The following is a 22,116-nucleotide window of genomic DNA, read 5'->3' as shown; positions in this document are numbered from 1 at the left end:
ACATGTTACAGGCTCTCACGTGGGAAATAGCCAATGGCAGGTAAAGCCAGCGTTCGCCAGGCATGGGCCAGGTGTATCTGTGACGGCCTGAGCCATAAACCGTCCTGGCAAACCAATTGTTCGGTGGGCAACTGCAACAGTAGAGCCCGCGGGAACGACTGCACAGAGCCTGGGTCGTCATCGTCTGGCGCTTCCCAATCACGCTCAAAGCAGCGTACATGCAGCTGTTCGTCGTCGAAACTCTCAAACAGCGGCCGCTTGCCCAGCCACTGCGGATGCACCCGCAACGTGTGCTCCTGGATATCCAGGAGCAGCAATTGCCAGCCTCGATAGTTTCCACACTGTTCTGTCACATCGGTCGCCATGCAGGTCAGGGCCAGATAACGGCTATCCGTCGACCAGATCATCGACGGTGCCAGGTCGACCAGCGCGCAGCCTGAAGCTGTCAGCAGGTGTCCTCCGAGCCGGGGCGTCTGCGCGCGTACCCAACTGTCTGCATATTCCGTCTCGCTGCCGAACAACCAGGCGGCGTCCCGGTGGTCGGGTGCAGGCTGGATGAAGTCCCCTTCGGCGTTGGCGGCTTGCGGACGATCCACCAGGCGCCAGGGTGGCATTCTCTGAAGCTGTGAATCGACTACCTGCAGTTCCACGGTGTCGTAGAACAACCGGGATCGCTCGTCGGGATGAAAGAACGAAGTGGCGTTGGCGCTACCGTTCTGCGGCGCCTGGACATTGAAACGTTGCAGCGCGCTGCCCTCCAGGTCCTGGTCAAGTCGACCGGCAACCACTGCCAGGCTCAGCTGGCCATCACGAAAATCGAGGATGCGTTCCACCCACATCGCCGGCCCTTCCAGCAGGCGTCGATCCTTCGTGTCCGCAATCACGCCATGGGTGGTCACGGTCGTTGAGTTTTCGAAGGGCAGTAGTGCGAGGTAACGTCCGCAGTCTGAGACACGGTGGTCCAACAACCAACTTCCCGGCAAGTGCCAGTCACCGATCTGACAGCGATAGCCCCCAAGCCCTTCGCGATTGTCGCCAAGCCAGCTCAACTGAGCGCAGGCACCATCTAGCATCGGCTGTGTCTCGATCAACGCATCACCGCGTGCTCCTCGACTGTCCAACGGCAACGCAATGGCCATGCGGGTCAGTTTGAATTCAGCGACCTGTACGCGGCCTTGGGCGTCATGGCCGGCCTGGGTTTCGGTATCGCCGTGGATGCTGTCCAGGCGATAGCCGTAACGGCCGGAACCTGGGCGCGGATAATCGAGGTACGCGCCGATACGTACATGGTCCGCGTCGAGGCTCAGCAATTGATGCCAGTAGAAGGACGGTTCCGCGACACTCCTCACCCAGGGCGATGGCAGGACGCGCCAGCCGATGTCGAGCTGCCACAACCAATACTGGTCGCCCTCCGCGTCACCGCTTTGCTCCTGAGCCAGGCACACTAGCGCGCGTTGATCGGTGCTCCATATCAACGGCGCGTCTGCCGCCATCAACAGGCCGGACGGTTGTCCATTGATGCTGATGGTATAGCGCGGTGAATGCAGGGGATCCAGTGGCTGGGGCAAGTCGCGAAAAGTCGAAGGCAAAGAAATATTGCCCTGAAGGCACTGCTGGCCATTAGCGGAGCGCCGCTCGAAGGTCGGCTCAGGATGCCAGTCGGCTTCCAGCCAAAGATCGGCGACAGGCACCAGGTGGGTGACGCTGGCGGTTTGCAACAGCTCATCGAGCCGGGTTTTGCGAGCGCTGTTATCCACCAGTGGGCTATGTCGTCCGCTCAGCAGGTCGAGATCAAAAGCGTCCAACTCCCAGAGCTCGCTGTCGGCGCAGCGGTACAGCTGGCGTTGCTGACGGTCGAGGACCACCAGCCCCCATGCCTGCCGGGACGGTACCGGTGCGGCGAAGTAGCGCCCGTCGCTGGAGAACACTGCCGAGGAGCCAATGCCTTGTAGAAGCACACCGTCAGGGAACAGATAGTCGCAATAAGTCGGGCCACCCATGGCGATTTCGCCGTGGTTGAAGACCCGGATTGGCTCGCCTTCAGGGGTCAGCATCGGCTCGTTTCCACCCCAGGCACTCGGCCCTTTGCTGGAAACGGGCGCCAACCCAAGGCGCCGTTCCCAGCTACTGACGCAGGCGAGCCCAACAACGATGCCGACGATCGCCACCAAGATGCCCCACCACTCGGGCAGCGCCCGGCCGAGGCTGAAACCTAGGCCAAACACGGCACCGACCGTCACCCGGGCAATGCCTCGGCCCATCGCCAAAAAGCCCAGGCGAGCAGCAAGGCCCATCAGCAGCCCGAGGAATACCACGGCCAGCAAAGCCAGTGGGGGCGGCAGCACGGTGACGAAAAAGGCCGGCACCAGAAGGATGCCAAGTTGCCAGAACAGTTCAAGAAACAGTCGCGGGAGGCTGGGGCTGGCGATGATGGGCATCTCGGTGAGGGATGGGATTTTTATTGTATCGGCGGGAAGGATGCTAGCGGGAGGACGCTAGATACGCAAAAGCCGCGCAATGCGCGGCTTTCAAGATGGTGGGCCCACACGGACTTGAACCGTGGACCAAAGGATTATGAGTCCTCTGCTCTAACCAACTGAGCTATAGGCCCTCAGTAGGTCGCGGATTATAGCGACGGTTTCTCGGCTGTGCTATCCGAAAAATCCGATACGGTCACACGAAGAAACGTGGCGGCAAACTCGTCGGCGCCCAGGGGCAGGCTGACGATGTAGCCCTGGATCTGTTCGCAACCTTCTTCGCTCAGGAATTGCTGCTGGGCCAGGGTTTCGACGCCCTCGGCGATGATGGTGAATTGCATGCTGCGGCCCAGGGCGATGATTGCCCGCACGATGGCCGCGTCGTGGGGGTCGTCGGGCAGGCCGCGGACGAAGGATTGGTCGATCTTGAGGATGTCCAGCGGCAGGCGCTTGAGGTAGCTGAGGGAAGAGTAACCCGTGCCGAAGTCGTCGATGGCCAATTGCACACCGAGCTTTTTCAACTGGTGCAGCACCGTCAGGGCCTCTTCGGCCTGGCTCATGATGAAGTTTTCGGTAATTTCCAGTTGCAACAAGCCTGGCTTGAGATGGTGTTCGCGCAGCAGTTGTTCGATACGTCCCAACAGGTTGGGCTGGCGCAATTGGGCGCCGGCGAGGTTGACTGACAGAGGGCCCAGGCTGTCATGGGTGCTGTTCCACTCACTTAACTGCTGGCAGGCATGTTCCAGTACCCAGTCGCCAATTTGCAGGATCATGCCGTTTTCTTCCGCCAGGGGGATGAAATGTTCCGGCGGTACGTCGCCAAATGTCGGGTGGGTCCAGCGAATCAGCGCCTCGGCGCCCACCAGGCGGTTGTCGACGAGGCTGATTTTTGGTTGGAAGGATAATGACAGTTCGTTGCGCTCGATCGCCCGTCGCAGCTCGTGTTCCAGGGCTACGCGCTCGCTGGCCTGGGCGGTGAGGTCGCGGGTGTAGCTTTCCACCCGGTTGCGCCCCTTGGCCTTGGAGCGGTACATCGCAGCGTCAGCATTCTTGACCAGCGTGGCGACGTCGCAGCCATCCTGTGGGTAGAGGCTGGTGCCAATGCTGGCGCTGATGAAAAACTCGTGCTCGCCGGCCTGGAATGGCGCGGCAAAGCAGTTCAATAGTTTCTGGGCGATGTGCTCGGCGTCGCTGGGCTGCTGCAAGCCAGGCAGCAGGATGATGAACTCGTCGCCGCCCAGGCGCGCCACGGTGTCGATGTCGCGAAGTTGCTCGCGCAAGCGCACGGCAATGCCTTTGAGCAGCAGGTCGCCGACCGGGTGTCCGAGGCTGTCGTTGATGTGCTTGAAGCGGTCCAGGTCCAAGAACAGCACCGCGCCCTGGCCGCCGTTTTCCTGCTGGCTGTTGAGGGCCGTCAGCAAGCGGCTTTCGAACAGCGTGCGATTCGGCAGGCCGGTCAGTGGATCGTGGTGAGCCTGGTAATCGAGCCGGGCCTGGGCATGTTTGAGGCTGGAGATATCGGCGAAGACCGCAACGAAATGGGTGATCTGTTGATCCCGATTGCGCACCGCGCTGATGGTCAGCCAACTGGGGTACAGCTCGCCGTTCTTGCGCCGATTGGAAATCTCGCCCTGCCAGTGACCTTCCGCCGTCAACTGGTGCCACATCGCGGCATAGAACGCGCTGTCATGCAGGCCGGAAGCCAGTAACCGAGGTGTATGGCCCAAGGCTTCGGTTTCGCTGTAGCCGGTGATTTCGGTGAAGGCTCGGTTCACCGCGCTGATGTGCTGTTGCGTATCGGTGATCAGCACGCCTTCGGCCGTGCTTTCGAACACGGTGGCGGCTTGTTGCAGTTTCTCCTGCATGAGATGGCGTTCGGTGATGTCTCGGGCGATGGTCAGCATGCAGTCTTCGTTGCCGATGGGCAGCGGGCGACTGGAGACTTCGCAAAGCCGTACCTGCCCGTCGTTGCGACGGATATGGCAGCTGAAGTCCTTCACGAAGCCGTCCCGTTTCAGCAGGTTGAGCATCTGCTTGCGCTCGTTGAGGTTGACCCAGATGCCCAGGTCCAGGGTAGAGCGGTCCACCGACAGGGCGCTGTTGAAACCGGTAATGCGGCTGAAACCTTCGTTGACTTCAATCAGCAAACCATCGCTTTGCCGGGACAGTAGCAAGCCATCGGGCGAGGCGTGGAATGCCTTGGCAAACTTCTCTTCGGAGGTCTGCAATTGCTGCTGGGTTTCCTTGAGCTGGCTGATGTCCCGCACTACCACGACCAGGGCTGGCGTCGTGTCGAGGTCGAAGGGTTCGGCGGAGATCAGTCCGGTGAACACCTGGCCATTGCTACGGCGAAAGGGCATTTCCAGGTTGCGAATGCTGCCGGCCTGCAAGCGCTGCAACAGGCCCGGCCCCACGCCTTGGATGCCCCAGATATTCAATTCGGTTGCGCTGCGCCCCACCACCTCGGCGGCACTCAGGCCGATCTGCTCCTCGAAGGCCTTGTTGACCTCCAGCAGACAACCGTCCATCAGCCGTGCGATCACCAGGATGTCCGGGCATTGGCGGAACACTGAGCCAAATTTCTGCTCCGAAAGGCGCAGTGCTTCCTCGGTGCGCTTGGCTTCGCTGATATCGATCATCAGCCCGCGCATCACCGGTTCGTGACCGTGTTCGATCAGACTGACAATGTCGCGCACCCACAGGCAGCGGCCATCGGCGGTGATCACGCGATAGTCGATGCAGTGATCGCGCCCGGCCAGCACTTCATGATCACAGTAGGTCTGGGCACGGATCAGGTCGGCCGGATGAATGATGTTGCGCCAGAAGCCTGGGATCAGCCAATGGGAAAGGGGATAACCCAGCAGGTCTTCGGCATGGGGCGACACGTAGCTGTAGGTGAAGTCGCTGACCCTTGCCTCCCAGGCAATGGCCGACAGGCTCTCCACCAGCCCGCGGTAATGGTATTCGCTGCTGCGCAGCTCCTGTTCCAGCTCGACCCGTCGGGCGATTTCCGAGCTGAGTCGGCGGTTGATGCGAATCACCACCGCCAGTATCCCGACCAGGAGCAATAGTGCAGGCAGGCCGTAGACCAGCAAATCTGACCAGAGCTGGCGGTAGTCATGCACATTGCCGACCCACTTCTGCTGGATCTCGGCAACTTCGGCCGGGCTCATGTCGGCCATGACCTTGTCCAGGATACCCACCAATATCTTGTTGTCTCGAGGGACGGCCATTGCCAACTGATAGCGATAAGGCGTTTCCCCGCTGACATAAAGACCTTCGAGCTTGAGTTGGCGCAGGCTCCAGACACTGGAAGCCAGGTCGCCGACCACCGCATCCACCTCGTCGGTTGCCAGTGCTTGCAGGGCTGAGCTGACGTTGGGCAGCGCCACGAGATTCAGGTCGGGATGGTGGTTGCGCAGCAGTTCATGGGGGGCATAGTTCTCTACCACGGCGATTTTCAGCCCGTACAGCTCCTTGAGGTTGTGGGGCTGGGCGCCACCGCGATGGGCCAGAATGACAATGGGGAAGTCCAGGTAAGGCCGGGTAAACGCCAGGTAGTTCTGGCGCTCCGGCGTGGACATGATGCCCGGCAGGAGGTCTATCTTGCCCTGTACGACCTGCTCCAGCACGGCGGTCCAGCTAGCGGGCTCGATGGGGGTGAGCCTGATGGCCAGCCGCTCACGAATGATGTCGACGTAGTCGGCGGCCAGGCCCTGATAGCGGCCCTGGTCATCGCGGAACTCAAACGGCGGCCATGAGGCATCGACGCCCAGGCGCAGGTCGGGGTGGTCCTTGAGCCAGCGGAGCTCCTCGTCGGTGAGCGTCAACGCGCCAGCTGTTGCGGTCCAGGTCATCAATGACAGCAAAAGCGCGGCCGTCAGTCTGGGCATCACTGTCTCGTCATGGCTTGGGGAGGATGATTCGAGTGTAGACGGGCCACAGGGTGGTGAGGAGCGTAACGAGGGGGATTTTATCTGTTGCACATAACAAAACCCCCGGCAGGGCCGGGGGGTTTGAAGGTCACTCGTCGAGGAAGGAGCGCAGATGCTCGCTTCGCGTCGGGTGGCGCAGTTTGCGCAACGCCTTGGCTTCGATCTGACGAATGCGCTCACGGGTGACATCGAACTGTTTACCGACTTCCTCGAGGGTGTGGTCGGTATTCATGTCGATGCCGAAACGCATGCGCAGTACCTTGGCTTCACGGGCAGTGAGGCCGGAAAGCACTTCGCGAGTCGCTTCCTTGAGACTCTCGACAGTGGCGACATCGATCGGAGACTGCATGGTGGAGTCTTCGATGAAGTCACCCAGATGGGAGTCTTCGTCATCGCCGATCGGGGTTTCCATGGAGATCGGCTCCTTGGCGATCTTCAATACCTTGCGGATCTTGTCCTCAGGCATTTCCATGCGTTCGCCCAGCTCTTCCGGCGTCGGTTCGCGACCCATTTCCTGCAGCATCTGCCGGGAAATACGGTTGAGCTTGTTGATCGTCTCGATCATGTGCACCGGGATACGGATGGTGCGGGCCTGGTCGGCGATCGAGCGAGTGATCGCCTGACGGATCCACCAGGTGGCATAAGTCGAGAACTTGTAGCCGCGACGGTATTCGAACTTGTCCACCGCCTTCATCAGGCCGATGTTGCCTTCCTGGATCAGGTCGAGGAATTGCAGGCCGCGGTTGGTGTACTTCTTGGCGATGGAGATCACCAGACGCAAGTTCGCTTCGACCATCTCTTTCTTCGCGCGACGGGCCTTGGCCTCGCCGATCGACATGCGACGGTTGATGTCCTTGATCTCGGCGATGCTCAGGCCGGTCTCGGCTTCCAGCGCGCTCAGCTTCTGCTGGCAACGAATGATGTCCGGTTGCAGGCGGGCAATGGCTTCAGCGTATTTGCTCTTGCCCTTGGCCAGTGCATCGGTCCAGCTTTCGTCGACTTCGTTACCAGGGAACTGACGCAGGAAGTCGGCGCGCGGCATGCGGGCATCACGCACGCAAAGCTGCATGATCGCGCGCTCTTGCTGGCGCAAGCGATCCAGGGCACTGCGCACACGTTCGACCAGGCCTTCGAATTGCTTCGGTACCAGCTTGATCGGCATGAACAGCTCGGCCAGTGCCAACAGCTCGGCAATTGCCTGCTTGTTGTTGCGGCCGTGCTTTTTCAGCGCCTTGCGGGTGATTTCCATCTGGTCGGACACAGCGCCGAAACGCTGCGCTGCGATGATCGGATCCGGACCGCTTTCGGCTTCTTCCTCGTCGTCGCTCGCTTCGGCGTCTTCGTCATCGGTGTCGTCGTCGGCCTTGACGGCTTTCGCGTCGATTGGCGGCGGCACTTCGGCAGCAGGCGGCGCAATGCCGTCGTCCGGGTCGATATAACCGCTCAAGACGTCGGACAGGCGGCCACCTTCGGTGGTGACGCGGGTGTACTCGGAGAGAATATGGTCAACCGTGCCAGGGAAGTGCGCGATTGCGCCCATCACTTCACGGATGCCTTCTTCAATACGCTTGGCGATTTCGATTTCGCCTTCGCGTGTGAGGAGCTCTACCGTGCCCATTTCACGCATATACATGCGCACGGGGTCGGTGGTGCGACCAATGTCGGTCTCGACCGCTGCCAACGCTGCGGCCGCTTCTTCAGCGGCCGCCTCGTCGGTATCGGCGTCGGCCAGCATAAGGGCATCCTTATCTGGAGCAACCTCGAATACGTTGATCCCCATGTCGTTGATCATGCGGATGATGTCTTCCACCTGTTCCGGATCTGAAATATCCTCCGGCAGGTGGTCGTTGACCTCCGCGTAAGTCAGGTAGCCCTGCTCACGACCCAATAGGATCAACTCTTTGATACGAGACTGCTGTTGCGCTTTTCCGGACATAACACCCTATCCACTGAAGGTCTTGGCGGGCAAAAAACAAGCCGAGGATTATACCTGAGCTGTGACCTCACGCGCCAGTTGAGGTCGGGTTTGATGCGCAAACATTGCGGCTAAGTAAGTCGCGCAATTGGTTTTTCTCTTCGCTGGTCAACTCGCTCTGGCGAGCTTTTCGCAGAAGTTGTTCCAGATTTCGCTCGCGTTGGCGGGCGGACAAGCTAGTAATGGTGTCGAAAAACTGTTGTTCAAGGTTGTCTCCATCAATCAGCCATTCCTTCTCGGCCAGGGCCTTCAAAAGACGTCCCTGCTCGGTACCGTGCCACCGCGCGATCAACTGGAAAGAGTTTAGCTTGGGGTTCTTCTGCACGGCTTCAAGGAGTGCCACCAGCAATTGCGTATTGCTGTGGTCCTCGGCGGCGAAGTGCCCTGCGTCCTCGACTTTTTCCGCCAGTTGCGGGTGATGCAGCAAGGTGCGCAAGGCGGCCAGTGTTGGTGGTTCGACGGCGGCCGGCACGCGCGGGGCACGTGGTTGGTCGCGATCGCCACGCTTGCCGTTCTTGTCCCAGGGTTTCTTGTCCCATTTCTTGCCGCCGCTACCGGGTTTTTTCGGCGTCCATTCCTGCTGGGGGGCGTAATCCTGCTGAGGTTGATGATAGTCGGCGAAATCCGGCATCGCGTCGTAATCGATGCCCGGGTCATAAGCCGGCGGCGCCTCCTGGGGCGCGCTGTGCACCAGTTGATTGACCGCTTCGCTGTTCAAGCCGGTGATTTCGGTCAGGCGCTGGCGCATCAGTGTGCGCAGGTTGGCACCGGGCACCTTGTCGATCAGTGGTGCCGCGAGGGTGGCCATGTGGGCCTTGCCTTCGAGGGAGCGCGGGTCGGCTTCCTCGGTCAACTGCTGGAAGAAATAATCGGCCAATGGTTGGGCGTGCTGGTTAATTCGTGCCCGGAACGCGTCGGTACCTTCGGAGCGCACCAGGGTGTCCGGGTCTTCGCCCTCGGGCAGGAACAGAAAGCGTGCCCGGCGGCCGTCCTGCAGGCACGGCAAGGTAGCTTCCAGGGCGCGCCAGGCGGCGTTGCGACCGGCCTGGTCACCGTCGAAGCAAAACAGCACGTTGGGCACGACGCGAAACAGGCGTTTCATGTGTTCTTCGCTGGTGGCTGTGCCCAGGGTCGCCACAGCGTTGCGCAGGCCTTGTTGGGCCAGGGCAATAACGTCCATGTAGCCTTCGACGACAATGATTTCATCGAGGTTGCGGTTGTTCTTGCGCGCTTCATACAAGCCGTAGAGTTCTTGTCCCTTATGGAACACCGGGGTTTCCGGGGAGTTCAGGTATTTCGGCTTGTCGTCGCCCAGCACCCGGCCACCAAAGGCAATGATCCGCCCGCGCGTGTCGCGGATCGGAAACATGACCCGGTCGCGGAAGCGGTCGTAGCGCTTGCCGGTTTCGGCATTTTCAATCAGCAGGCCGGCGTCGATCATGGCGCGCTGCTGCAACGTATCGCTGCTCAGGTGCTTGTACAGATTGTCCCAGCCGGGCGGTGCGAAGCCGAGGCCGAAGTCCCGGGCGATTTCGCCGGTCAGGCCGCGGCCCTTTAGATAGTCCACCGCGGCCTTGCGTGCCGGGTGGCTTTTTAGGGCCTGGCGATAAAAATCCGCTGCCGCGGTCAGCAGTGGGTAAAGCGGAGAATCGGTCGGTTGGCGTGGCTTGTGCTGTCGACCGCTTTCCTCGCGGGGTACTTCCATGCCGGCGGCTTTGGCCAGTTCTTCGACCGCCTGGGGGAAGTCCAGGTTGTCGTGGTCCATGATGAAGCCGAGGGCGTTGCCGCCAGCGCCACAGCCGAAGCAATAGTAGAACTGCTTGTCGGGGCTGACGCTGAAAGAAGGCGTTTTCTCTTTGTGGAACGGGCAGCAGGCTGTGTAGTTCTTGCCCGCTTTCTTCATTTGCAGGCGAGAGCTGACCACGTCGACGATGTCGGTGCGGTTCAGGAGGTCGTCAATAAAGCTCTGGGGAATCAGCCCGGCCATGGCGTTCTCATCATCACTGCGCGAAATATGGACCCGAAATCGGCAGGCGTAACCGGGTCTGGGTTTGAGGCACGCTAAATCGGTGGCTCGACCGGGTCGTCTGCATCATCGCTGTCGGGAAGTGTATCTGCCGATAATCCACTGACGTTAATAACTATCAGTATTCGACTGTTTGAATGTGTTGCGCTGAGTCCGGTAACGGCTGTTCAGGCCTCGGATAGCTCATGAAGCGGGCACGCAGGCAGGTGCCTTGGGCTGATCGTCGTTAGAGGAATCAGGGTGTGCTCGTCGGTAGCCTTGGAAGGCTCGTCAGGAAAGACGTGCACCGCTGGCAAAAGAGCCAGGTCTGACGCGGTGAAGCAGGTTGTCTTGGTCGCGTCTGCGGCTTTGACGGTGAAGCATCAAGCGTTATTCCGCAAATGCCATAAGCCCGGCTTGAGGGCCGGGCTTGGCAGAAGCTTGCTACGGACGTCTGTGTATTAGTACAGACGTACGGCGCGGCGCTGTTCGCGCTGAACTTTCTTGGCGTGACGCTTAACAGCGGCTGCTGCCTTGCGCTTACGCTCAGAAGTCGGCTTCTCGTAGAATTCGCGGCTACGAACTTCAGCCAGAACACCGGCTTTTTCGCAGGAGCGCTTGAAACGACGCAGAGCTACGTCGAAGGGTTCGTTCTCTTTTACTTTGACGGCTGGCATCCAGAGCTACCTTCATTCATTACCGGGGTCAACATCCTCGCGGCAAAAGAGCACTTGAAGACGTCGGTTTTTAAGGGTTGCGGATGTTAACCCCTCAACGCTCGGAATGCAAAGCCTCTGATCGAAAACCGCTGGTCGGGGCACAACGTGGCGACTATTATGCGCGCCTTCGAATTCAGCCTCTACAAGGCGCAAACCCATGCTAGTACTGGGATTAGAAACCTCTTGCGACGAAACCGGTGTCGCACTTTACGACAGTGAACGCGGCCTGCTGGCCGATGCGCTGTTCAGCCAGATCGACCTGCATCGCGCCTATGGCGGGGTGGTGCCCGAGTTGGCCTCCCGTGATCACGTCAAGCGCATGCTGCCCTTGATCCGTCAGGTTCTGGCCGAAGCTGGCTGCGTGCCGACCGAGATCGACGGCATCGCCTACACCGCCGGCCCGGGCCTGGTGGGCGCGTTGCTGGTGGGCGCTTCCTGTGCCCAGGCGCTGGCCTTTGCCTGGGGTATCCCGGCCTTGGGTGTGCATCACATGGAAGGCCACTTGCTTGCGCCGATGCTGGAGGCGCAACCGCCACAGTTTCCGTTCGTCGCTTTGTTGGTATCGGGCGGCCATACGCAGCTCATCCGGGTCGATGGCATCGGCCAATACGAGTTGCTCGGCGAAACCCTCGACGATGCCGCCGGCGAAGCGTTCGACAAAACTGCAAAAATGATGGGCCTCAATTATCCAGGCGGGCCGGAAATCTCCCGGCTTGCAACGCAAGGGGTCGATGGGCGCTTCGTGTTCCCGCGACCGATGTGCGACCGCCCGGGCCTGGATTTCAGTTTCAGCGGATTGAAGACCTTCGCGCTGAACACCTGGCAGCAGTGCGTCAGCGCCGGGGACGACAGTGAACAAGCCCGTTGCGACATCTCGCTGGCGTTCCAGCAGGCCGTGGTGGAGACTTTGACCATCAAGTGCAAGCGTGCCCTCAAGCAGGCCGGGCTCAAGCGCCTGGTGATCGCCGGTGGTGTGAGCGCGAACAAGGCCCTGCGCACATCGCTGGAGAAAATGCTCGGCGACATGAAGGGCGACGTTTACTACGCCCGACCGGAGTTCTGTACAGATAACGGCGCAATGATTGCCTTTGCCGGCTGCCAGCGATTGCAGGCCGGCCAGCAGGAAAGCCTGGCGATAAGTGTGCAGGCGCGCTGGCCGATGGAGCAGTTGGCGCCGCTGTGAGGCGTCATTTAAAAATGCCGTTCGCGCCCGGCGAACAGGTCGCGTAGATTGCCCCGGTGACGCCAGACGATCAGTGCGACCAGGGCGGTCATTGGTAGCAAGGCCGCCGGTTCCTGCCAGGCCAGCAACGGTAGGGTCAACGGCGTGGCGATCAGCGCGGCCAGGGAGCTGGTGCGGGTCAGGTAGAAGGTCAGCAGCCAGGCACAGACAGCCAGCAGGGCGGCGGGCGGGTACAGGCCCAGCAGCATGCCGGCGGCGGTGGCGACACCCTTGCCGCCCCGAAAGCGAAAGTACAGCGGGAATAGATGGCCGATGACGGCGCAGACGCCGATCCAGGCCTGTTGCTGCAACGAGAGCCCTGCAAGGCTGGCGATCAATACCGGGACAAGGCCTTTGCAGAGGTCGCCCAGCAGGGTCAGGATCGCGAGTTTGCGTCCGGCCAGGCGCAGCATGTTGGTGGCTCCGGCATTGCCTGAGCCACTCATTCGCGGATCCGGGCGACCGGTCAGGCGGCTGAGCAAAATGGCGAAGGACAGCGAGCCGAGCAGGTAGGCGAGAATCGCCAGTAACCAAAACATGCTAACTATTCCGGGCGAGGACGCCCTGATTCTAACGGCGCATTGCGCCCTTGTCGTGCTGCGGAGAAGAGTGCTTGGACAGAGTGTTTATCGAGGGCCTGGAAGTCGACACGGTAATCGGTGCCTACGACTGGGAGCGAGGCATCCGACAGTGCCTGCGGCTTGACCTGAGCTTCGCCTGGGACAACCGCCCGGCTGCCGCGGGCGACGACCTGACCCTGGCGCTCGACTACGCCAGCGTCTCCTCGCGCATCCAGGCGTTTGCCGAGCAGGCGCAGTTCCAATTGGTCGAGACCTTCGCCGAGCGACTGGCCCAGGAACTCATGGATGAGTTCAAGATCACCTGGTTGCGTCTGAAAGTGACCAAGCCCGGCGCCGTACCGGCGGCCAGCGGCGTTGGCGTGGAGATCGAGCGCGGATGCCGCTGACTCAGGTTTTTCTCGGGCTCGGCAGCAACATCGAGCGCGAAACCCATCTATGCGCCGGTCTGGAGGCCTTGGCCGGATTCCTGGTGGACATGCGCTGTTCGGCCGTGTTCGAGAGCCAGCCGGTGGGTATCAAAAGCGGGCCTTTCTTCAATTTTGTCGTTTCGGCCTTCACGGATCTGCCGTTGATGGAGCTGGATCGTCGCCTCAAGTTCATCGAGGCGGACAACGGTCGCTATGCGCCGGACCGCAAGGGGCTGCCGCTGGATATCGACGTGCTGTTATATGGCGAACAGGTTGGCAACTTCGACGGGCTGATCCTGCCTCGCGCGGAGATCCTCAAGAATGCCTTCGTGTTGTGGCCGTTGTCGTTGATCGCGCCGGATCGGATTCATCCTGGTGTGGGCAAGAGCTTTGCCGCGTTGTGGGAAGAAGCGCAGATTGATCAGGTACTGGCGCCGGTGGCTTTCGAATGGCGGGGGGAGCAACTTACGCCTTTGGACCTGCTGCGACTTTCATAACGTCATCGCGAGCAGGCTCGCTCCCACATTGATCTATGCGAACGCAGAGGCCATGTCTGCCACGAGCCCTGTGGGAGCGAGCCTGCTCGCGATCAGATCGGCGCGCTCACCTGAGCTGCAAACGGGGTGTCAGCCCGCTGATTCCTTATACGCTTTCAATACCCTGAGTCGCTCCCGCTTGATCGCCTCACCCAGCTCCGGACCCTTGAAGCCTTTCTCCAGCAAAGGCTGCACTGCCACTGCGCGGGTCGCCGCTGCTGCGCCGCGCAGATAATCCGCCTGTGGATAACTTCGATTTTCCAGGCCTTTGCGACCACGGGCATCCATCTCGCACGCCGCGATGAACTCCTCGAAGCGCTGAGGCCGACGGTACACGTCAAAACTCTGCAACAGCTCAAGCAAGGTGGACGCCTTCAGCTCAAGCGCACGATGACCATGGGTGTGATACTGGCCGACCAACAGTGCCAGTTCCTGACAATCGCGCGGTACCTTGAAGCGCTCATTGACCGCTTTGATCAGCTTCAAGCCTTTGTGCTCATGGGCGATGTGCCGCGGCCATTCGTGTTCGGGTGTCAGGCCTTTGCCCAGGTCATGGAGCAGGCAAGCCCAGCGGACGGTCAGGGGTTGCTGGTGCAGTGCCGCCTGTTCCAGCACGCTCAGGGTGTGCAAGCCCGTGTCGATTTCCGGGTGGTGGGCTTCAGGCTGAGGCACGCCGAACAGCGCATCGACCTCGGGCATCAGGACCTTGAGGGCCGTGCAGTCGCGTAGGACCTGAATAAATACCTGTGGCTGTTTTTCCATGAGGGCGCGGGAAATTTCTTTCCAGCTGCGCTCAGCCGTCAATGCTTCCAATTCGCCGGACTCACTGAGCTGGCGCATCAGTCCAAGGGTTTCGTCCGCCACCTTGAAGCCCAGCGGTGCATAGCGTGCGGCAAAGCGGGCAACTCGCAAAACTCGGAGGGGATCTTCGGCGAAAGCGGGGGATACGTGACGCAGAACGCGGGCTTCCAGATCGCGTTGGCCGTGGTACGGATCGGTCAGGTTGCCATGGTCATCTTCAGCCATGGCGTTGATGGTCAAGTCCCGGCGAACCAGGTCCTCCTCCAAGGTCACTTCAGGGCTGGCATGGAACACGAAGCCGCCATAGCCTCGACCGCTCTTGCGTTCGGTACGGGCGAGGGCGTATTCCTCGCCGGTCTTCGGGTCGAGGAATACCGGAAAGTCAGCCCCCACGGGGCGAAAACCTTTGGCGAGCATTTCCTCGGCGGTGGCCCCCACGACGACCCGATCGATGTCGGTGACGGGAATGCCCAGCAGGCGATCGCGAACGGCGCCGCCAACTTTATAGATCTGCATAAAAAACCTCCGTTGATCCGACAGGATAACCTTTGCGTCGGACCTCCGGAGGCGAAAACGGGATCAAAGATGAATGACCGCCAGGTCCAGGCGGCCATAGTCTCCTTCGGCTTGTTCGCCTTTGGGAGGTACATGATGGGTTTTCATCACTTGGTCGCCTTGCAGGGTTTCCAGGTGGATGTCGAAACCCCAGAGCCGGTGCAGGTGCTTGAGCACTTCATCGGTGGAGTCACCCAGTGGTTTGCGGTTGTGCGCCTGGTGCCGCAGGGTCAGCGAGCGATCGCCGCGGCGGTCGATGCTGTAGATCTGCACGTTGGGCTCGCGATTGCCCAGGTTGTACTGCGCCGCCAGGGTTTCGCGGATGATGCGATAGCCGCTCTCATCGTGAATGGCGGGCACTACCAAGTCATCTTTCTGGTCATCATCCAGAATGCTGAACAATTTCAGGTCGCGGATCACCTTGGGCGAGAGGTACTGCAAGATGAAGCTTTCGTCCTTGAAACTGCTCATGGCGAATTTAATGGCGGACAACCAGTCCGAACCGGCGATTTCCGGGAACCAGCGACGATCTTCCTCGGTGGGGTTTTCGCACATGCGGCGGATGTCGCGGTACATGGCGAAACCCAGTGCGTAAGGGTTGATGCCGCTGTAGTACGGGCTGTCGAAACCAGGTTGGAACACCACGCTGGTGTGGGACGTCAGGAACTCCATCATGAAGCCGTCGGTAACCAGGCCCTCGTCGTACAGGTCGTTCATCAGCGTGTAGTGCCAGAACGTGGCCCATCCCTCGTTCATGACCTGGGTTTGGCGTTGTGGATAGAAATACTGGGCGATCTTACGCACGATACGCACGATTTCCCGCTGCCACGGTTCCAACAGGGGCGCATGTTTTTCAATGAAATAGAGAATGTTCTCCTGGGGCTCGGCAGGAAAACGGGCATTGTCTTTTTCGTTGTACTTGTCTGCACCCTTGGGAATGGTGCGCCACAGATCGTTGATCTGTTTTTGCAGGTGCTCTTCGCGGTCCTTTTGGCGCCGGCGTTCTTCTTCGGCGGAAATCGGATACGGCCGTTTGTAGCGGTCCACGCCGTAGTTCATCAGGGCGTGGCAGGAGTCCAGGAGGTCCTCCACCGCGTCGATGCCATGGCGCTCCTCGCACTGCATGATGTACTGCTTGGCAAACACCAGGTAATCGATGATCGAGCTGGCATCGGTCCAGGTGCGGAACAGGTAGTTGCCCTTGAAGAAGCTGTTGTGCCCATAGCAGGCATGCGCCACCACCAGGGCCTGCATGCAGATGGTGTTTTCCTCCATCAGGTAGGCGATGCAGGGGTCGGAGTTGATGACGATCTCATAGGCCAGTCCCATCTGGCCTCGACTGTAGGATTTCTCGGTACTGAGGAAGTGCTTGCCGTAGGACCAGTGGTGATAGCCCAGCGGCATGCCGACCGACGCATAGGCGTCCATCATTTGCTCGGCGGTGATCACCTCGATCTGGTTCGGGTAGGTGTCGAGGGCGTAGCGGTCCGCGATACGGCTGATTTCGCGGTCGTAGGCCTTGATCAGCTCGAACGTCCATTCGGAGCCGGTGGAAATGGGCTGGCGCTTCTGCTCTTTTTTGGCGGTCATGTCACTAACCTGCGCTGGAAGAGTTCACGGAAGACCGGGTAGATATCCCCGGCCGAGACCAGTTGCTGTTGGGCAAATGTGTCGGAAAAAGCTTCGGCTATCCGTTCGTATTCGTACCACAGGGCCTGGTGTTCGCGTGGAGTAATCTCCACATAAGTGTAGTACTGGACGAATGGCATGATCTGGTTGATCAGGATGTCGCGACAGATCGGTGAGTCGTCATTCCAGTTGTCGCCGTCCGACGCCTGGGCTGCGTAGATGTTCCATTCGTTGGCGGGGTAGCGTTCGGCCATGATCTCCTGCATCAGCTTCAGGGCGCTGGAGACAATGGTGCCGCCGGTCTCCCTGGAGTAGAAGAATTCCTCTTCGTCCACTTCCCTGGCGCTGGTGTGGTGGCGGATGAACACTACATCGATCTTGTCATAGTTCCGCTTCAGGAACAGGTACAACAGGATGAAGAAGCGTTTGGCGATGTCCTTGGTGGCCTGGGTCATGGAGCCGGATACGTCCATCAGGCAGAACATCACCGCCTTGGAGCTGGGGTTTGGCTGTTTCACCAGCAGGTTGTACTTGAGGTCGAAGGTGTCGAGGAACGGTACGCGGTGGATGCGTGCGCTGAGTTTCTCGATTTCCGCTTCCAGGTCCTGAATATCGCCAAAATTGTCGGGTTCTTCGCGTTTCAGGCGGGCCAGTTCTTCCTTGGCCTCGCGCAGTTTTGCCCGGCTGCTGCCCGACAGCGCGATACGCCGTGCGTGGGCGGAGCGGAGGGTGCGGATGATATTGATGCGTGACGGATTGCCTTCATTGCTGATACCGGCCCGCACGGTCTTGAAGGTGTCGGTGCCGGTCAGGTTGCGCTTGACCAGGTTCGGCAGTTCCAGGTCCTCGAACATGAACTCCAGGAATTCCTCCTGGGTGATCTGGAACACGAACTCATCCATGCCTTCGCCGGAGTTGCCGGCTTTACCGGGCCCTTTGCCGCCACCACCACCCTGGGGACGGGGGATGTGCTCGCCACTGGTGAATTCCTTGTTGCCTGGGTGCACGACGGTCTGTTTGCCGCCGCGGCCATGGTGAAGCACCGGCTCGTCGATATCGCGGCCGGGGATGCTGATCTGTTCGCCGTGCTCCATGTCGGTAATGGAGCGCCGGCTGACCGCCTCTTCGACGGCCTTCTTGATGTGGTCACGGTAGCGCCGCAGAAACCGCTGGCGGTTCACCGTGCTCTTGTTCTTGCCATTAAGGCGTCGGTCGATCACATAGCTCATAGGCCCCTCCGGGGGAGCTTCAAGTCGTAAGCCTCAGGCTGCAAGAGGAGTGGCGTCGAGCCTTGGGCTCAACGCCGTTCCTTGCAGCTTGTAGCTAGAAGCTTGCCGCTGCTTACTGCGATTTCCGGACCCGCAGGTACCACTCGGAGAGCAGCCGTACCTGTTTGTCGGTGTAGCCACGTTCGACCATGCGTGTAACGAAGTCGTTGTGTTTTTGCTGGTCCTCCTTGCTGGCCTTGGCGTTGAAGCTGATGACTGGCAGCAGGTCTTCGGTGTTGGAGAACATTTTCTTCTCGATGACCACCCGCAGCTTTTCATAGCTGAGCCAGGTTGGGTTCTTGCCGTTGTTGTTGGCCCGGGCGCGCAGCACGAAGTTGACGATCTCGTTGCGGAAGTCCTTCGGATTGCTGATGCCTGCCGGTTTCTCGATTTTCTCCAGCTCTTCGTTGAGGGCCACGCGATTGAGTATTTCGCCGGTTTCCGGGTCGCGGTATTCCTGGTCCTGGATCCAGAAGTCTGCGTACAGCACGTAGCGGTCGAAGATGTTCTGGCCGTATTCGCTGTAGGACTCCAGGTATGCGGTCTGGATTTCCTTGCCGATGAACTCGATGTAGCGCGGGGCCAGGTACTCCTTGAGGAAGCGCAGGTAACGCTCGCGGGTTTCGGCCTGGAATTGCTCCTGCTCGATCTGCTGTTCCAGCACATACAGCAGGTGAACCGGGTTGGCCGCGATCTCGTGAGGGTCGAAGTTGAAGACCTTGGACAGGATCTTGAACGCGAAGCGTGTGGACAGACCGTTCATGCCTTCATCGACCCCCGCGTTGTCGCGGTATTCCTGGATCGACTTGGCCTTCGGATCGGTGTCCTTGAGGTTTTCACCGTCGTACACGCGCATCTTCGAATAGATGTTGGAGTTTTCCGGCTCCTTGAGGCGCGACAGCACCGTGAACTGGGCCAGCATCTTCAGCGTGTCAGGGGCGCAATGGGCCTTGGACAGCGAGCTGTTGAACAGCAGCTTGTCGTAGATCTTCACTTCGTCGGTCACCCGCAGGCAGTACGGCACCTTGACGATGTAGATCCGGTCGATGAAGGCCTCGTTGTTCTTGTTGTTGCGGAAGGTATGCCATTCCGACTCGTTGGAGTGAGCCAGCAGGATGCCGGTGAACGGAATGGCCCCCAGGCCCTCGGTGCTGTTGTAGTTGCCTTCCTGGGTGGCGGTCAGCAGGGGGTGCAGCACCTTGATGGGCGCCTTGAACATTTCGACGAACTCCATCAGGCCCTGGTTGGCCCGGCACAGCGCACCCGAGTAGCTGTAGGCATCGGCGTCGTTCTGTGGGAATTCTTCCAGTTTGCGGATATCGACCTTGCCCACCAGGGCCGAAATATCCTGGTTGTTTTCGTCGCCCGGCTCGGTCTTGGCCACTGCGATCTGGTTAAGGATCGAAGGGTAGAGCTTGACCACACGGAACTGGCTGATGTCACCACCGAATTCGGCGAGGCGCTTGGTGGCCCATGGCGACATGATGGTATTGAGGTAGCGGCGTGGAATGCCGAAGTCTTCCTCGAGGATCGCGCCGTCCTCTGTGGCGTTGAAGAGGCCCAGGGGCGATTCGAACACCGGCGAGCCCTTGATCGCGTAGAAGGGCACTTTTTCGATCAGTTGCTTGAGTTTTTCGGCCAGGGACGATTTACCGCCGCCCACGGGGCCGAGCAGATAAAGGATTTGCTTCTTCTCTTCCAGGCCTTGGGCGGCATGGCGGAAATAGGACACGATCTGTTCGATGCATTCTTCCATCCCATGGAAGTCTGCAAAGGCCGGATAGCGGCGAATCACCTTGTTGGAAAAGATTCGCGAGAGCCTCGAGTTGGTCGAGGTATCCAGCAGTTCCGGTTCTCCGATTGCCAGCAACAGACGCTCCGCAGCCGATGCGTAGGCGCTACGGTCCTGTTTGCAGAGTTCGAGGTATTCCTGCAGCGAGTATTCCTCCTGCCGCGTGGACTCGAAACGTTGCTGGAAGTGGCTAAAAATACTCATGACGTCACCTCGCTCGATACGTGGAGCCGGTGGCGGATCAATCAGTCGATGCTGGTCAGCCGCTGGTGGAACCCAGCTGCTGTTTACCCCCCAGAATGCTTTCAAGAATGCAGGCTCTTGAAAGCTTACTCCCGATGACCCGTGCGCCGGTGTACCGGCTCTCCCCTGTTTTGGATGGCCTGAGGCTAAGGATAGTTCGGAATCGGAGAGGTAAAGGTGGAATACGTAATTAGTTGTGGCAGACCGTTCGTCTGCCAGTGCTCAAGCCCACGGTTCTCGCGGGCTTGGGACGGCATAAAAAATTATTCGTGAGTGCCTTTCGCTATTTCTGAAGGATAAGTCGTACGCCACAACTCAAAACCGCCGTCCATGCTGTAGACGTCACTGAAGCCCTGGCTGACCAGGTAGGCGGCTGCGCTCTGGCTGGAGTTGCCGTGATAGCAGACCACCACGGTAGGTGCGTCGAGGTCGGCGGCCCGGATGAAGTCGGCGATGGAGTGGTTATCCAGATGCCTGGAACCACTGATATGCGCAGCCGCAAAAGTGGCTGGGTCGCGGACGTCGACGACGACTGCGCCTTGCTCGCGCAGGGCCTGGGCCTGTTCCGGGGGGATGCGTTTGAATTCGGTCATGAGGACTCCTGTAGCGCTGAAACGCAACGCCGGTCAAACGGCAGTGCCGGCCGGCAATGGTGCAGTGGTCGGGTGGTGGATTTTAGCGTGGCCCTGCTCGTCGCAATCGCAACGCAGTTGCTCGAAAGTATCGACGTTCATCAGCGTCATGGCACTGCCCCACACGCAACCGGTATCGAGCGCGAAGACGCCGGGCTCGTCGGATTGGCCTCCCAGTGCCGCCCAGTGCCCGAAAATGATCTTCAGGTGACGGGTCTTGCGCTCGCTGTGCTTGAACCAGGGGGCGTAGCCAGGCGGTGCGGTCTCGATGCCTTCCTTGCCCTTGAGATCGAGCTTGCCGTCGCGGGTGCAGAAGCGCATGCGTGTGAAGTAATTGGTGATGACCCGAAGACGGGCGCTACCGGTGAGGTCGTTGTCCCACTTGACCGGCTCGTTACCGTACATGCCATCCAGGTAGGGGGCGAACAGATTGTCGTCGCGCAATGCCTGCTCGACCTCGCCAGCGCACTTGAGTGCCTTGCGCAGGGACCATTGGGGCGGGATGCCAGCATGGACCAGCGCCAGGTTGCGCGCTTCGTCGTAGTGCATGAGCTTTTGCTGGCGCAGCCACTCCAGCAGCTCGACGCAATCGGGGGCCGCGAGTATTTCGTTCAGGGTATCGGATTTTTTCAGGCGTTCGATGTTCTGCCAGGCGGCCAGCAGATGCAGGTCGTGGTTGCCGAGCACGCACACCAGCGACTGGCGGATGCTGTAGAGAAAACGTAACGTCTCGAGGGACTGCGGGCCACGGTTGACCAGGTCACCCACCAGCCACAGCGTGTCTTTTTGCGGATCGAACTCGACGCGCTCCAGCAGGCATTTGAGCGGGTCGAGGCAGCCTTGCAGGTCACCGACCGCGTACGTGGCCATTAGTGCAGGGCTCCGGGCACGGCCAGGCGAAAGGGCTTGATGACGGCGTCGAAGCGTTTGCCGTCCTCGGCCAGCATCTGGTAGGTGCCCTGCATGGTACCGACCTTGGTCGTCATCACCGTTCCGCTGCTGTAGCTGTGGCTTTTGCCGGCGTCGATCAACGGCTGTTGGCCAACCACGCCTTCGCCACGCACTTCTTCGACATGGCCATCGCCGTCGGTGATGATCCAGTGCCGCGACAGCAGCCTGGCGGGCAAGGAGCCGTTATTGCGCACGGTAATGCTGTAGGCGAAGGCGAAGCGGTCATGCTCGGGTTGCGACTGTTCTGCCAGAAAACGTGTGGTGACGCTGACGTCGACCTGGTAACGAGGATCGGACATGCAAAAAGGCCTTAAAAGCGAAGCGGGACGCGGGCGCGACTCAGACGATCAGTCTAGGCCAAGTATCGGGTAGTAGGCCAGACTGGCGT

Annotated in this window: 16 protein-coding genes and 1 tRNA gene; 3 read left to right on the top strand and 14 right to left on the bottom strand. The window is 60.0% G+C overall.

The window, feature by feature from the left end; genetic code table 11:
• Positions 1-5: 5 nt before the first annotated feature.
• From DTP52_RS20640 to rpsU, 6 genes are all read right to left on the bottom strand, one after another.
• Positions 6-2,438: a DUF308 domain-containing protein gene (locus DTP52_RS20640; protein WP_256594271.1), complete on the bottom strand. Its 2,433-nt coding sequence runs from the start codon at positions 2,436-2,438 to the stop codon at positions 6-8.
• 96 nt (positions 2,439-2,534) lie between these two features.
• A tRNA-Ile gene (locus DTP52_RS20635) sits at positions 2,535-2,611 on the bottom strand.
• A 15-nt stretch (positions 2,612-2,626) separates the two neighbouring features.
• Entirely contained in the window at positions 2,627-6,370 is a 3,744-nt protein-coding gene (locus tag DTP52_RS20630; RefSeq protein WP_109754985.1) for an EAL domain-containing protein, read from the bottom strand.
• A gap of 130 nt (positions 6,371-6,500) precedes the next feature.
• Positions 6,501-8,348, bottom strand: a complete 1,848-nt coding sequence (rpoD, locus tag DTP52_RS20625; protein WP_109754984.1) for an RNA polymerase sigma factor RpoD — start codon at positions 8,346-8,348, stop codon at positions 6,501-6,503.
• 67 nt (positions 8,349-8,415) lie between these two features.
• Positions 8,416-10,374 carry a DNA primase gene (dnaG, locus tag DTP52_RS20620; protein WP_109754983.1) on the bottom strand — a complete coding sequence of 653 codons (1,959 nt, stop codon included), beginning with the start codon at positions 10,372-10,374 and terminating at the stop codon, positions 8,416-8,418.
• 479 nt (positions 10,375-10,853) lie between these two features.
• Positions 10,854-11,069, bottom strand: coding sequence for a 30S ribosomal protein S21 (rpsU, locus tag DTP52_RS20615; protein WP_002551877.1), 216 nt, complete (start codon positions 11,067-11,069; stop codon positions 10,854-10,856).
• Between the two features lie 199 nt (positions 11,070-11,268).
• On the opposite strand from rpsU, the gene tsaD reads away from it, so the two are divergent.
• Positions 11,269-12,294: a tRNA (adenosine(37)-N6)-threonylcarbamoyltransferase complex transferase subunit TsaD gene (gene tsaD, locus DTP52_RS20610; protein WP_109754982.1), complete on the top strand. Its 1,026-nt coding sequence runs from the start codon at positions 11,269-11,271 to the stop codon at positions 12,292-12,294.
• 8 nt (positions 12,295-12,302) lie between these two features.
• On the opposite strand, the gene plsY is transcribed toward tsaD, so the two are convergent.
• On the bottom strand, positions 12,303-12,872 hold the full coding sequence (plsY, locus tag DTP52_RS20605) for a glycerol-3-phosphate 1-O-acyltransferase PlsY (protein WP_003206189.1): 570 nt from the start codon (positions 12,870-12,872) through the stop codon (positions 12,303-12,305).
• 74 nt (positions 12,873-12,946) lie between these two features.
• Between plsY and folB the strand changes: the two genes are divergently transcribed.
• Entirely contained in the window at positions 12,947-13,300 is a 354-nt protein-coding gene (gene folB / locus DTP52_RS20600; RefSeq protein ID WP_039590767.1) for a dihydroneopterin aldolase, read from the top strand.
• Positions 13,291-13,818, top strand: a complete 528-nt coding sequence (gene folK, locus DTP52_RS20595) for a 2-amino-4-hydroxy-6-hydroxymethyldihydropteridine diphosphokinase (protein ID WP_109754981.1) — start codon at positions 13,291-13,293, stop codon at positions 13,816-13,818. Before folB ends, folK begins: the two co-directional genes overlap by 10 nt.
• Before the next feature lie 129 nt (positions 13,819-13,947).
• Here the strand turns inward: folK and DTP52_RS20590 are convergent, their stop codons facing one another.
• The 7 genes from DTP52_RS20590 to apaG form a co-directional block, all read right to left on the bottom strand.
• On the bottom strand, positions 13,948-15,174 hold the full coding sequence (locus tag DTP52_RS20590; protein WP_109754980.1) for a multifunctional CCA addition/repair protein: 1,227 nt from the start codon (positions 15,172-15,174) through the stop codon (positions 13,948-13,950).
• 63 nt (positions 15,175-15,237) lie between these two features.
• Positions 15,238-16,803 carry a SpoVR family protein gene (locus DTP52_RS20585; protein WP_092255206.1) on the bottom strand — a complete coding sequence of 522 codons (1,566 nt, stop codon included), beginning with the start codon at positions 16,801-16,803 and terminating at the stop codon, positions 15,238-15,240.
• The gene (locus DTP52_RS20580; protein ID WP_003206179.1) at positions 16,800-18,071 is read right to left on the bottom strand and encodes a YeaH/YhbH family protein; all 1,272 of its coding nucleotides are present in this window, start codon (positions 18,069-18,071) and stop codon (positions 16,800-16,802) included. Before DTP52_RS20580 ends, DTP52_RS20585 begins: the two co-directional genes overlap by 4 nt.
• A 112-nt stretch (positions 18,072-18,183) precedes the next feature.
• Positions 18,184-20,106 (bottom strand): PrkA family serine protein kinase, encoded by a 1,923-nt coding sequence (locus DTP52_RS20575; RefSeq protein ID WP_109754979.1) that lies wholly within the window; start codon positions 20,104-20,106, stop codon positions 18,184-18,186.
• A gap of 302 nt (positions 20,107-20,408) precedes the next feature.
• The gene (gene glpE, locus DTP52_RS20570; protein ID WP_109754978.1) at positions 20,409-20,738 is read right to left on the bottom strand and encodes a thiosulfate sulfurtransferase GlpE; all 330 of its coding nucleotides are present in this window, start codon (positions 20,736-20,738) and stop codon (positions 20,409-20,411) included.
• Positions 20,739-20,771: 33 nt separating this feature from the next.
• Positions 20,772-21,647 carry a symmetrical bis(5'-nucleosyl)-tetraphosphatase gene (locus DTP52_RS20565; protein WP_109754977.1) on the bottom strand — a complete coding sequence of 292 codons (876 nt, stop codon included), beginning with the start codon at positions 21,645-21,647 and terminating at the stop codon, positions 20,772-20,774.
• On the bottom strand, positions 21,647-22,027 hold the full coding sequence (apaG, locus tag DTP52_RS20560) for a Co2+/Mg2+ efflux protein ApaG (protein ID WP_003206172.1): 381 nt from the start codon (positions 22,025-22,027) through the stop codon (positions 21,647-21,649). The genes DTP52_RS20565 and apaG overlap by 1 nt, the downstream gene beginning before the upstream one ends.
• Between the last annotated feature and the right edge of the window lie 89 nt (positions 22,028-22,116).

This window comes from Pseudomonas sp. 43mfcvi1.1 (assembly GCF_900115935.1).
Classification (GTDB): domain Bacteria; phylum Pseudomonadota; class Gammaproteobacteria; order Pseudomonadales; family Pseudomonadaceae; genus Aquipseudomonas; species Aquipseudomonas bijieensis.
This window is presented reverse-complemented; position numbering and strand designations above follow the sequence as displayed.